This window comes from Azoarcus sp. DD4 (assembly GCF_006496635.1).
Classification (GTDB): Bacteria; Pseudomonadota; Gammaproteobacteria; order Burkholderiales; family Rhodocyclaceae; genus Azoarcus.
The window spans coordinates 4,520,227-4,532,711 of the sequence record NZ_CP022958.1 but is presented as its reverse complement, the minus strand read 5'-3'; the positions used below and the strand labels follow the sequence as shown (position 1 = coordinate 4,532,711).

Here is a 12,485-nt window from a genome sequence, read left to right as displayed (position 1 = left end):
CATGGCGCAAGGCGCCATCCACGCTGTTTTTCCAGGCCAAGGACAGGTTTCGGCGTCAATCCTTGTGCAGCAGTCGATGGATGAGGGCGCGTAGTCGAGCGGGGCGAACCGGTTTGTGGAGCAGTGGCACGGCCGCATCCTGGGCAAGGCGCAGTGTTTCCGGTCCGGTGTCGCCGCTGATCAGGACGGCGGACATGTCGGTGCCAACCTGTTCGCGCAGTGCATAGATGATGTCCACGCCGTTGTGCGGTCCGTGCAGGCGGAAGTCGCTGATCAGGAGTTGCGGCCGGCTGCCGTTGTGCGCGAACGCCGCGAGCAACTCGGCCGGGGTTTCAGCGGAGACGACGGCGCAGCCCCAGGCCGTGAGCAGGCTTTCCATGCCGTCACGGGCGAGCGGATCGTCGTCGAGCAGCGCAACCAGCAGGCCGCTGAGGTCGCCGGGCGCGCGCGCGCCGTCGTCGCTCAGGGCGCCGGGCTGGGCCTGCACCAGCGGGACTTCAACGGCGAACACCGAGCCGCGTTGCGGCGCCGAGCGCAGGTCGAGGCCGTGGCCCATCAGGTCGATCAGGCGACGAACGATGGCCAGCCCCAGGCCCAGCCCCTTGTCGCGGGCGCGTTCGTCGTTGTCGAGCTGGACGAACTCCTGAAAGATGATTTCCTGGGCCTCGGGGGCGATGCCGATGCCGCTGTCGCGCACTTCCACCCGCAGCCGGCCATGCCGGCGCCGGCAGGCGACCAGTACGCGCCCACGGGTGGTGTAGCGCAGGGCATTGCTCACCAGATTGGTCAGGATGCGTTCGAACAGGACCGGATCACTTTCAACCCAGGCCTGGCAGGGGCGTACCTTGAGCTGTAGATCATGGTCTTCGGCCATGGGGCGCATCTGTGCAGCGATCCGATCGAGCAGCGGTTCCAGCGGAAAGGCGCGAATGCTTGGCTGCAGTACGCCGGCGTCCAGCTTGGAGATGTCGAGCAGGCTGTCGAGCAGGTTTTCCATGGCCTCCGCCGAGGCTGCAATGCGCTGCACCAGGCGGCGGCTGTCGGCCGTGTGCGATTGCTGGCCGAGTTCGGAGATGAAGAGACCGAGCGCGTGCATGGGTTGGCGCAGGTCGTGGCTGGCCGCGGCCAGGAAGCGCGACTTGGCGAGGTTGGCGCGTTCGGCCTCTTCCTTGCGGGCGCGCAGTTCGGCGGTGGCTTCCTCGATCTTGCGTGCCATCTCCTCATGCGACGTCGCCAGCCGCCACGCCATTTCATTGACACCGTCGGCCAGCGTGCGCAGGCTGCCGCCGCCGATCAGCGGGACACGCTCGTTGAGTCTGCCCTGGCCGATGCGGGTGACCGTTTCGGCAACGATGCGGATCGGGCCGCTGACGCCGCGGCTGAGATGGCTGGCGAGCAGCAGGCTGCCTACCAGCACCAGCAGGACCGACCCGGCACTGGTCCACAGCAATTCGTCGCGCCGGCTGTTGAGGCGTTTGAGCGAGAGTTCCAGCACCACGTTGCCGAGCGGCGCTCCGCCCAGTTGGGCGGCGGCGTCCGGGCTGACCGAGGTGAAGCCGTCGTCGAGTTCCAGCCGGCTGGGGCGGATCGGTTCGATCAGTCGAAGCGTGGGCCCCTGGATCAGGCTTAGCGGTTCGTCTACCGCATTGACCGGCAGCGGCGGCAACTGGCCGTCCATGATGCCGCTGCGTGCCAGCGCGTCGCCGTTGTGGCCGACGATGCTCACGCCGACCACGTCCTCTTCGGACAGGACCGCGCTGGCGAGCTGTTGCAGGGCGTCGCGGTTACCCGAGAACACCGCATACTCGCTCGCCGCGGCAAGCTGGCGGGCATAGGCCTGACCGCGGGCGGTGAGGGCAGCGTCGAGGTCGGCCAGGCGCGAGCGTGTGAAGGACACCGTGAGCACCAGCGCCAGCGCCAGCATCGGCAGCACCGCGGCGAGCATCACCCGGGCGCGCACGCCCCAGCGCAGCATCATGGCGTCGCTCCTTCCAGCCGACGAAGTTCGGCGGTGAGCTGTTCGCCGCTTTCCAGCGAGATGCCGAGCGAGCGGGCGACGTTTGCGTTGATCGCGACCTCGAACCGACGCGGTGCGCGTGGGGGCGGGAGGCCGTCGCCGCGGATCACCCGCAAGACCGCGTCGGCGGCCTGGCCGGCGATCTGCGCCGGAGTGGAGTAGAGCGCGAACAGCGCGCCCGCACGCACGTAGGCCGCCGAGAAGCCCACCACAGGCGAGCGGTGGCGGTACGCTGTGAGCAGCACATTCTGCACGGTGTAGCTGTTGAAGATCTGGGCGTCGGGAGTGGCGATCAGCACCGCCGGATCGGCGAGCACCTGTTGCAGGGCAGGGTAGAGGTCACGGTCGGCGGCGATGGTGGCTTCGCGAACTTCGATCTGGCGCTCGCGTGCGAGGTCGGCGAGGCGTCGCAGCGCTTTGTCGCCACCGGGGCTGCCGAGCAGGGCGATGCGCTTCCATTCCGGTAGCGCCAGGCGAATCAGCGCGAGCTGCCGTTCAGGCGGTTGGTCGAGGTAAATCGCCGACATGGTGGCGCCGGCGCGTGGCGGCGGCAGTTTCTCGTAACTGCTGGCCGGCAGCAGGATGTGCAGTACCGGCTGGCCGAGGCCCAGGCCCGCGACGACCCGGGCGGCCTGCGTTCCCACGGTCACGATCATGCGGCTGTCAGCGAGGGTGTCGGTCGAGGCCTGCTCCCAGTTGCGGATATCGACCTCCACGACAGGCATCGAGGCTTCAATCAGGCCGCGCAGGGTGCTTGTCGCCTCGGCGTAGGCCCCATCCGCAGTCGTGGTGACAATGACGATCCTGTTCGGTGCGGCGACCGCCAGATGCGCAAACAGCAGGAGCATGCCGGCGAGCATGCAGTTGCGGAGGAGGTCGAGCGCGCGCGCGATCATCCTTGCAGACTCAGGATCGCTGTCGTGGCGCGCGGGTCGGCACGCGCTGCGTTACCGCAGAGCGTGCCCGGCGGATTGGCTGCTTCGTGCCGCTGAGACAGGCGCAGTGCGCGGTGCGTGCTGACATGGATGACAAAGTGCTGAATGAATGGGCGGGATTTTCGCCGCTTTTGCCGGGCGCCGATAGTAGAGGATCGGGCGGGTGGTCTCTCGTGCTATGCTTCACGCATGCGCCGCAAGCGGTGCCAGAATACAACGGAGTGAGCAGTGACGAAGATCCTCATCGTTGAAGATCATGCCTTGGTGCGCGAAGCAATGGCGCAGACCTTGTCGCGCCTCGAGCCCGGCATCGAGTGCGTGGAGGCGAAGGGTGCCGACGATGCCTTGGCCAAGCTGGAGTCGGCAGCCGACTGGGACCTGGCGATCATCGATCTGATGCTGCCGGACATGAACGGTTTCTCCTTGCTCGCCGTTCTTGCCAAGCGTTTTCCCGACGTGCCGGCGATCGTGGTGTCGGCGATGGACGACGAGGCGTCGGTGAGGCGCGCGATCAAGGGCGGGGCTTCGGGCTTCGTGTCGAAGGCGAGTTCGGGTGAAACCATGCTGCAGGCCGTGCGCGTGGTGCTGGATGGCGGCGTGTGTACGCCGGAAGCGGCCACGCAGTCGCCCGGCCGGCGCGGTGGTGCGCCCGTGTCGGAACGTTTCGGCCTGACCGCAGCGCAGACACGCGTCCTCGAATTGCTTGCCCAGGGCAAGACCAACCGCGAAATCGCCGATCTGCTCGGGCTTTCCGAAGGCACGGTAAAGGTCCACATGTCGGCCATCTTCCGCGCGCTCGGCGTGTCCAACCGCGCCCAGGCACTGGTCGTGATCACGCGCCACGGCGTCCGCCTCTGACCGGCTCCGTGCCGGGCGGTCCGCTTGTTGTGGCGGTGCCGGCCCGGCGATCGACTCAGTGCGAGCGGCTGTGCCCGAGTCGCATCGGCATTTCGGCGGGCGACAGCCGCTCTTCTGCCTCCAGGTAATCGTCGCCGGCGCCTGTTTCGGCAAAGTCGATTTCCAGCACTTCCAGAACCTGACGGGCCAGTCCGCGGCAGGCATTGGCAAGCGGGGTGGGAAGTTGCTCCGGCACCTGCTTCTGCAGCAGCAGCTTGGACGACGACAGCGCACCGACCGGCTTCAGGATGCGGTGGCGATACGCGCCCATCAACTGCGCGACGTTGCGATCGGCAGCGTCGCGTTGCCAGGCGTTGTTCGGCCACTGCGAGGGCACCGCGTAGGCGCGCGGGAACATTTCGAGGTCGCGCAGCACGGTGCGGATGTCCTCGTGCGATTCGCGGAAGGGCAACAGCACGATGTCGGACAAGGCGTACAGCTTGCGGTCCATTTCGGTGCGGTTACCGCCGCCGTCGATGACCCCGACCCAGTCTTCGAGCGTACGCAGTTTGTCCACCACCTTGGTGAGCGCGTCGCGTGTACGGGCGTCGGCGGTGATGTACCGGCGCCCCTCGGGGGTCAGCGGTTCGCGGGATGTGTCGGTGAGTACGCAGGCGGAGCGCTGGCCCAGCAGTCCGAGGCCCTGGCACAGCATGTGCGAAAGGGTCGTCTTGCCGGTGCCGCCCTTGTTGCCGATCACGCAGATGATCTCAGCCATGAATCCTATCCTCAGCTCGCGGTGCAATGACCGCATGCATGCATTATTGCGTGCGGGGGGCAAGCGCTAGCGGTGGAAAAGCGGCGCTTCGTGCCGTCAATTCGCAGCTTGCCTGTCGCCAATGCGGTAGCCGTAAAGGCGTGTACCGCGCCGGTCGTCGATGTCGACGATGAAGTCCGCCGCGCGTTCCGGCACGGCGAAGCTGTTGCTCACCAGCAGTGCGCCGGGACGCAGCTCCCGGTTTGCCTTGTCCCAGACGGCTGCCATCGGCGCCGGGGACAGAAAGGCATACACCACATCGTAGTCGGCCCAGGGAATGGCGAACAGGTCGTCGCGCAGCCAGCGGAGGTTGGGAAGGCCGCGCGCGAGCAGCCTGCCGAGCAGCCAGGGGCCGGGCGCCGTCTCGACGCCGCAGAAGCGGCAGTCGGGGCGCTGGCGTGCGAGCGGACGTATCAGTGAGCCGGTACCGCTGCCGATGTCCAGTACGCTCAGCGCGCGACCGGCGGGAAGGAGCCTGGCGACGGCGGGAACGGTGCGGCGGTTGGTGAGGTAAAGTGGTGCCTGGGTACGGAAACTCGTCCAGTAGAAGACGAGGAGAACGATGAAGGCCGCAAGATAGGCCAGCGGCGGCAGGCCGAGGCCTTGGGACAGCAGCAGCAGCGGAAGGAAGGCGAGGTGCATCGGCAGCCACCAGCGATCGCTGCGCAATGCGCCGGCGACGGCAGCCGCGGCGAGCGCTTGCGCTGCTGCCAGCGGCCAGAGGCCGGCAGGCAGCAGGCCGCTCCGGCCTAAAACGAAGGCGGCCATGAAACCGGCAAGCTGGGCAAGCAGGGCCTTGAGGGCGGGCGGCAGTGGGCGATGCAAGGTGGCAGGACCGGCGGACGCGGAGCCGGCATCTTAGCTGCCCGAGCAGCCAGGCGCACGCCGGGGCCTGAACTCGGCGGCAGTCGCCTCAGGCGACTGCGCGTGCGGCGGTGTTGTTGTCCAGGGTGCGCCAGCGCGCCAGCAGCTGCGCCCGCCGGTTCGCCGCGTCCGCCATGTTGCGCGCCTTGACGTGGCCAAAGCCGCGGATGCCGTCGGGCAGGCCGGCGATCTCCAGGGCAAGCGCCAGACGCGGTTGTGACAGGGTTTCGAGCAGTTCGGCGATGTCACGCTCGTATTCGTCGATCAGGGCCCGCTCCGCGCGCCGTTCTGCGCTGCGGCCGAAGACATCCCAGCGGCTGCCGCGCAGGCGCTTGAGTTTCGCCAGCAGACGGAACACCTTGATCATGCCGGGACCGAACGCCTTCTTGGGAATGCGCCCCGTGAGCGGGTCCATGCGTGCCACCAGTGGAGGCGCAAGGTGGAAGCGTACTTCGAAGTTGCCCTCGAAAGTCTGGCCCACTTTTTCCCAGAAGTCGGAAGCGGTATAGAGCCGTGCGACCTCGTATTCGTCCTTGTAGGCAAGCAGCTTGAAGTAATTGTGGGCCACGGTCTCGGCGAGGCGGCTACCGCCTTCGCCGACACGCCTCGATTCGGTTTCCCGTACGCGTTCGACCAGGCGGCGATAGCGCTCGGCGTAGGCGGCGTCCTGGTAGTCGGTGAGTACGGCCATGCGGCGCGCGACGATCTCTTCCAGTGTCGGCGGGTGCAGCCGGACCGCCGTCGCGGGGTTGGCGTGGCGCTCTACCATGTCCAGGTCGAGGGCGGCGCGGCGGCCCCACAGGAAGGCTTTCCGGTTCATCTCCAGCGCGACGCCGTTGAGTTCGATGGCCTGCAGCAGCGCGTCCAGGCTGACAGGCACCAGCCCCTTCTGCCAGGCATAGCCGAGCAGGAAAAGGTTGCTGGCGATGGCGTCGCCCAGCAGTCGCGTCGCCAGTGCCTGGGCGTCGACGAAATCGCAAGCGGTGTCGCCGGTGGCTTCGCGGATGGCGGCCTCCATCTTGTCGAGGGGGAACTGCCAGTCCGGGTTGCGGGCGAAGTCGGAGGTCGGCGTTTCGGCAGTGTTCACCACCGCGCGCGTCTTGCCGGCCGCCATCTTCACGAGCGCCTCGACGCTGGCGCTGACGATGAGGTCGCCGCCGATCACCGCGTCGGCCTCGCCGGCGGCGATGCGCACCGCGTGCAGATCGTCGGGTCGGTCGGCGATGCGGATGTGGCTGAACACCGAACCGCCTTTCTGCGCGAGCCCGGTCATGTCGAGCACGGTGACGCCCTTGCCGTCAAGGTGGGCGGCCATGCCGATCAGGGCGCCGATGGTGACCACGCCGGTGCCGCCGACGCCGGTGACCATGATGCCGAAGGGCCTGGCAGTATCGGGTAGGGTCGGCAGCGGTAGTTCGCCGAAATGCGATTCATCGGCCTGCAGCGCCTGGCCCTTGCGCAGCCGGCCCCCTTCGATGGTGATGAAGGAGGGGCAGAAGCCGTTGAGGCAGGAGTAATCCTTGTTGCAGGACGACTGGTCGATCGCGCGCTTGCGGCCGAACTCGGTTTCCACCGGCAGGATGGACATGCAGTTCGACTGCACGCCGCAGTCGCCACAGCCCTCGCACACCGCTTCGTTGATGAAGACCCGCCGTGCCGGGTCGGGAAAGGCACCGCGCTTGCGGCGCCGGCGCTTCTCGGCGGCACAGGTCTGGTCGTAGATCAGCGCGGTGACGCCGCCGGATTCGCGCAGCTCGCGCTGGATCGCGTCCATCTCGTCGCGATGGCGGATCGGCACGTGCGGCAGGTCGGCCGGACCGTAGGCGCGTGGCGTGCCGTCGGTGACGACGACGATGTTGCGCGCGCCCTCGGCCTGCAACTGGCGCACGATCTTGGGTACCGTCAGCTCGCCATCTATCGGCTGGCCGCCGGTCATCGCCACCGCGTCGTTGAAGAGGATCTTGTAGGTGATGTTCACCTTGGCGGCGACGGCCTGGCGGATGGCGAGCAGGCCCGAGTGGAAGTAGGTGCCGTCGCCGAGGTTGGCGAAGATGTGCTTTTCGCTGGTGAAGGGGGCCTGACCGACCCAGGGCACGCCTTCGCCGCCCATCTGGGTGAAGGTGCCGGTGCGGCGGTCCGGCATCCAGGTCACCATGTAGTGGCAGCCTATCCCGGCGAGCGCGCGGCTGCCTTCCGGCACCCGGGTGGAGGTGTTGTGCGGGCAGCCGGAGCAGAAGGTGGGTACGCGATCGATTGCGAACACCCGGCTGGCAAGGGTGTGGTCCTTGGCTTCGAGAAAGGCGAGTCGTGCCTGGATGCGCTCGGAGACGAAGAAGCGTTCGATGCGGCCGGCGATGACGCGGGCGATCAATGCCGGATTGAGTTCTCCGGCGGCCGGCAGCAGCCAGTCGCCGTGGTCTATGGTGCCGTCGCCGCGGGCGATCCGCGCCCATTCGCCCTTCTCGTCGAACTTGCCGACGACACGTGGGCGCACGTCTTCGCGCCAGTTGTAGAGCTCTTCCTTCAGCTGGTATTCGAGCAGCTGGCGTTTCTCCTCGACCACCAGGATCTCGTCCAGGCCTTCGGCAAACTGGCGCACGCCATCGGATTCCAGCGGCCACACCATGCCGACCTTGTAGAGACGGATGCCGATCTCGGCCGCGAGGTCGTCGTCGATGCCGAGGTCGTCGAAGGCCTGGCGCACGTCGAGGTAGCTCTTGCCCGAGGTAATGATGCCCAGCCGCGGCGCCGGCGAATCGATCACCACCCGGTTGAGCCGGTTGGCCCGGGCATAGGCGAGCGCCGCGTAGAGCTTGAAGTGCAGCAGGCGCTTTTCCTGCACCAGCGGCGGATCGGGCCAGCGGATGTTGAGTCCGTCCGGCGGCAGCGGAAAGTCGGAAGGAAGCACCACCTGCACACGCTGCGGATCGACGTCCACCGATGCCGAGGTTTCCACCGTGTCGGCCAGCGCCTTGAAGGCCACCCAGCAGCCGGAGTAGCGCGACAGCGCGTAGCCGTGCACACCGAAGTCGATGTACTCCTGCACGCCGGCCGGCGCGAGCACCGGCATCATCATCGACTTGAAAAAGTGGTCGGTCTGGTGTGGCAAGGTGGACGACTTAGCCGCATGGTCGTCGCCGGCGATCACCAGTACGCCGCCGTGCTTCGAGCTGCCGGCAGCGTTGGCATGGCGGAAGACGTCGCCGCAGCGGTCCACGCCGGGGCCCTTGCCGTACCACATCGCGAACACGCCGTCGTACTGGGCGTGCGGCGACAGGTTCACCTGTTGCGTGCCCCATACGGCGGTCGCGGCGAGATCTTCATTGACCCCGGGCTGAAAGACGATGTTGTGACTGGCGAGGTGCTGCCTGGCCTTCCATAGTGTCTGGTCCAGTCCGCCCAGCGGCGAACCGCGGTAGCCCGAAACGAAACCTGCGGTGTGCAGGCCCGCGCCGGCGTCGCGCTCGGACTGGATCATCAGCAGCCGGACCAGCGCCTGGTAGCCGGTCAGATACACGCGGCCGCTGACGACCGTGTACTTGTCTTCCAGGCTGGCGGGGTGGGCAGCCGCGGACGCGGGCGACAGCTGCGCCGAGGTCGGTGCGGTGCGCGGATCGGCTTCGGCCATGCGAGTCTCCTGGTTCCACAAAAATCGTGTTCTTGAGGTGTGCTGCTGCGCCTTGTGGGCGCAGTGCGCATTCAGCGCCAGACGGATACTCCGGCAGTGCCGAAGACGTCGGCCCTATCGTCGTCGCTGCAGGTTGCGGACTCAATCCTTGGATACCCTAACGGTGAGGACGTTCGGATCAGGCTTCTGTCATGGGGATGACCTTGCCGGGATTGAACAGGTTCCGCGGGTCGAGCGCCTGCTTGATGAGGCGCATGGTGTCGACTGCGGCCGCGCCGTGCTCGGCGACCAGGAATTCCTGTTTGCCGATACCGATGCCGTGTTCGCCCGTGCAGGTGCCGCCCAGAGCGAGCGCACGCTCGACGATGCGATGGTTGAGTGCTTCGGCCCGCGCAATCTCGTCGGCGTTGTCGGGATCGACGAGGATGATGGTGTGGAAATTGCCGTCGCCGACGTGGCCGACGATGGGCGCAATGAAGCCCGAGGCAGCGATGTCGTCGCGGGTGCCGGCCACGCATTCCGCGAGCCGCGAGATCGGCACGCAGACGTCGGATGTGATGCCACGGCTGCCGGGGCGCAGGTTGAGACTGGCGAAATAGACGTCGTGCCTTGCGGCCCACAGCCGGCTGCGGTCCTCGGGTCGGCTGGCCCATTCGAAATCCATGCCGCCGTGGTCGTGCGCAAGAGCCTGGACGGTTTGCGCCTGCTCGTCGACGCTCGCCGGGCTGCCGTGAAACTCGAAGAACAGCATCGGCGCCTCGCGCAGCGTGGTCTTGCTGTAGCGGTTTATCGCGCTGACGGTCAGGGCGTCGACCAGTTCGATGCGCGCGACCGGCACGCCGAGCTGTATGGTCTGGATGACGGTCCGTACCGCACTGTCGATGTCGGCGAAGGCGCACACGGCACTCGACACCGCCTCGGGCAGCGGGTGCAGTCGCACCGTCAGTTCGGTGATGATGCCCAGCGTACCTTCCGAACCGACCAGCAGGCGGGTGAGGTCGTAGCCGGCGGACGACTTGCGCGCCCGTCCTCCGGTACGGATCACGCGGCCGTCGGCCATCACCGCAGTGAGACCGAGGACGTTCTCGCGCATGGTGCCGTAGCGCACCGCATTCGTGCCGGAGGCGCGCGTTGCGGCCATGCCGCCGAGGCTGGCGTCCGCACCCGGATCGATCGGAAAGAAGAGTCCGGTGCCGTGCAGTTCGGCATTCAGCTGCTTGCGGGTGAGGCCGGGTTGGACCATGGCATCCATGTCTTCGACGCGCACGGCCAGCAGTTTGTTCATCTCGGAAAAGTCGATGCTGATGCCGCCGCGGATCGCCAGGATGTGTCCCTCGAGGGAACTGCCGGCGCCGTAGGGAATAACCGGGACGTCGTGGGCCGCGCACAGTTTGACGATCTCGACCACCTCCACTGTGTCGTGCGGGAACACGACACCATCCGGAAGTGCGTCCGGGAAGTGCGACTCGTCGTGGCCGTGATGGGCACGTATCCCGTGTGAGGTGGTGAAGCGTGCGCCGAACCGGTCGGCGAGCGCGGCGACGAATGCCGCCGGCAGGGGCTTGCGGTTGGCGTCGTCGTTATCGGGAAGGGGCATGCCGGTCTCCTGGTGTTGTTCGTGACGGGGCTCGGGCCGGCGATTGTCGAGGGCAGACTGCTCCGCCGCAATCGGAAAACACACCCGCAACGAGATTAATTCAAGAAAGTGTTTGACAGCCTCTGGAAACGCCTCTATAGTGCGGCGCTTCTCGCAGGAGGGGTTCCCGAGCGGTCAAAGGGATCAGACTGTAAATCTGACGGCACTGCCTTCGAAGGTTCGAATCCTTCCCCCTCCACCAAATTTAGCGGTTGCGCTGCGGGTGGTTTGCAGCGCAGCGGATGATGCGAGTCGGCTGCGAGTCGGTGTCAAGTGTGTTTTGGCATTTGCGGGCGGGTGTAGCTCAATGGTAGAGCAGAAGCCTTCCAAGCTTACGACGAGGGTTCGATTCCCTTCACCCGCTCCAGGTTTGTGCAGTGTTGTGTGCAGTGCCCATGTAGCTCAGTGGTAGAGCACTCCCTTGGTAAGGGAGAGGCCACGTGTTCAATCCACGTCATGGGCACCATTCATTTTGCCTCGTCAGGCGTGACGGTTTCGGAACGGTCAGTCCGGAATTTCTGATTCTGATTAAAAGGTGTCGATATGGCTAAGGGTAAGTTCGAGCGGACGAAACCGCACGTAAACGTTGGTACGATCGGTCACGTTGACCACGGCAAGACGACGCTGACGGCGGCGATCACGACGATCCTGTCGAAGAAGTTCGGCGGCGAAGCGAAGGCCTACGATCAGATCGACGCGGCGCCGGAAGAAAAGGCGCGCGGCATCACCATCAACACCGCCCACGTCGAGTACGAAACCGCGACCCGTCACTACGCTCACGTCGACTGCCCGGGTCACGCGGACTATGTCAAGAACATGATCACTGGTGCCGCCCAGATGGACGGCGCGATTCTGGTGTGTTCGGCCGCTGACGGCCCGATGCCGCAGACCCGCGAGCACATCCTGCTGGCCCGTCAGGTCGGTGTGCCGTACATCATCGTCTTCCTGAACAAGTGCGACATGGTTGACGACGAAGAGCTGCTCGAGCTGGTCGAGATGGAAGTGCGCGAGCTGCTGTCGAAGTACGACTTTCCGGGTGACGACATTCCCATCGTCAAGGGTTCGGCGCTGAAGGCGCTCGAAGGCGACCAGTCCGACATCGGCGAGCCGGCGATCATGCGCCTGGCCGATGCGTTGGACAGCTACATCCCGACGCCGGAGCGCGCGATCGACAAGCCCTTCCTGCTGCCGATCGAAGACGTGTTCTCGATCTCGGGTCGCGGCACCGTGGTGACCGGTCGTGTCGAGCGTGGCATCGTCAAGGTCGGCGAAGAAATCGAGATCGTCGGCATCAAGCCCACCGTCAAGACCACCTGCACTGGCGTGGAAATGTTCCGCAAGCTGCTGGATCAGGGTCAGGCGGGCGACAACGTCGGCGTGTTGCTGCGCGGCACCAAGCGTGAAGACGTCGAGCGCGGCCAGGTGCTGTGCAAGCCGGGTTCGATCACCCCGCACACCCACTTCACCGGCGAGATCTACGTGCTGTCGAAGGAAGAGGGTGGTCGTCACACTCCGTTCTTCAACAACTACCGTCCGCAGTTCTACTTCCGTACCACCGACGTGACTGGTTCGATCTCGCTGCCGGAAGGTACCGAGATGGTCATGCCGGGCGACAACGTGTCGATCACCGTCAAGCTGATCGCCCCGATCGCCATGGAAGAAGGTCTGCGTTTCGCCATCCGTGAAGGTGGTCGTACCGTCGGCGCCGGTGTCGTCGCCAAGATCATCGAGTAAGCATCGATCTCATTGAT

Annotated in this window: 8 protein-coding genes and 3 tRNA genes; 5 read left to right on the top strand and 6 right to left on the bottom strand. The window is 66.2% G+C overall.

The window, feature by feature from the left end:
- Positions 1–55: 55 nt before the first annotated feature.
- Positions 56–1,978: an ATP-binding protein gene (locus tag CJ010_RS21005; RefSeq protein WP_141019853.1), complete on the bottom strand. Its 1,923-nt coding sequence runs from the start codon at positions 1,976–1,978 to the stop codon at positions 56–58.
- Complete coding sequence (locus CJ010_RS21000) at positions 1,975–2,913, bottom strand: ABC transporter substrate-binding protein (RefSeq protein WP_141019852.1); 939 nt, start codon at positions 2,911–2,913, stop codon at positions 1,975–1,977. Before CJ010_RS21000 ends, CJ010_RS21005 begins: the two co-directional genes overlap by 4 nt.
- 267 nt (positions 2,914–3,180) lie before the next feature.
- Between CJ010_RS21000 and CJ010_RS20995 the strand changes: the two genes are divergently transcribed.
- On the top strand, positions 3,181–3,810 hold the full coding sequence (locus tag CJ010_RS20995; protein WP_141019851.1) for a response regulator transcription factor: 630 nt from the start codon (positions 3,181–3,183) through the stop codon (positions 3,808–3,810).
- Between the two features lie 55 nt (positions 3,811–3,865).
- Here CJ010_RS20995 and CJ010_RS20990 read toward each other — a convergent pair whose 3' ends face one another.
- The 4 genes from CJ010_RS20990 to CJ010_RS20975 form a co-directional block, all read right to left on the bottom strand.
- Complete coding sequence (locus tag CJ010_RS20990) at positions 3,866–4,567, bottom strand: ParA family protein (protein ID WP_141019850.1); 702 nt, start codon at positions 4,565–4,567, stop codon at positions 3,866–3,868.
- Positions 4,568–4,663: 96 nt separating this feature from the next.
- A complete protein-coding gene (locus tag CJ010_RS20985) occupies positions 4,664–5,419 on the bottom strand; it encodes a trans-aconitate 2-methyltransferase (protein WP_141020801.1) in 756 nt (251 codons plus the stop codon).
- Between the two features lie 100 nt (positions 5,420–5,519).
- On the bottom strand, positions 5,520–9,098 hold the full coding sequence (locus tag CJ010_RS20980; RefSeq protein ID WP_141019849.1) for an indolepyruvate ferredoxin oxidoreductase family protein: 3,579 nt from the start codon (positions 9,096–9,098) through the stop codon (positions 5,520–5,522).
- Between the two features lie 178 nt (positions 9,099–9,276).
- On the bottom strand, positions 9,277–10,695 hold the full coding sequence (locus tag CJ010_RS20975) for an FAD-binding oxidoreductase (protein WP_141019848.1): 1,419 nt from the start codon (positions 10,693–10,695) through the stop codon (positions 9,277–9,279).
- A 156-nt stretch (positions 10,696–10,851) separates the two neighbouring features.
- On the opposite strand from CJ010_RS20975, the gene CJ010_RS20970 reads away from it, so the two are divergent.
- The 4 genes from CJ010_RS20970 (at position 10,852) to tuf (ending at position 12,468) form a co-directional block, all read left to right on the top strand.
- Positions 10,852–10,936: transfer RNA gene (locus CJ010_RS20970), tRNA-Tyr, on the top strand.
- A 91-nt stretch (positions 10,937–11,027) separates the two neighbouring features.
- Positions 11,028–11,101: transfer RNA gene (locus CJ010_RS20965), tRNA-Gly, on the top strand.
- 24 nt (positions 11,102–11,125) lie between these two features.
- Positions 11,126–11,200: transfer RNA gene (locus CJ010_RS20960), tRNA-Thr, on the top strand.
- A 77-nt stretch (positions 11,201–11,277) separates the two neighbouring features.
- On the top strand, positions 11,278–12,468 hold the full coding sequence (tuf, locus tag CJ010_RS20955) for an elongation factor Tu (protein ID WP_141019836.1): 1,191 nt from the start codon (positions 11,278–11,280) through the stop codon (positions 12,466–12,468).
- The last annotated feature ends 17 nt before the right edge of the window (positions 12,469–12,485 follow it).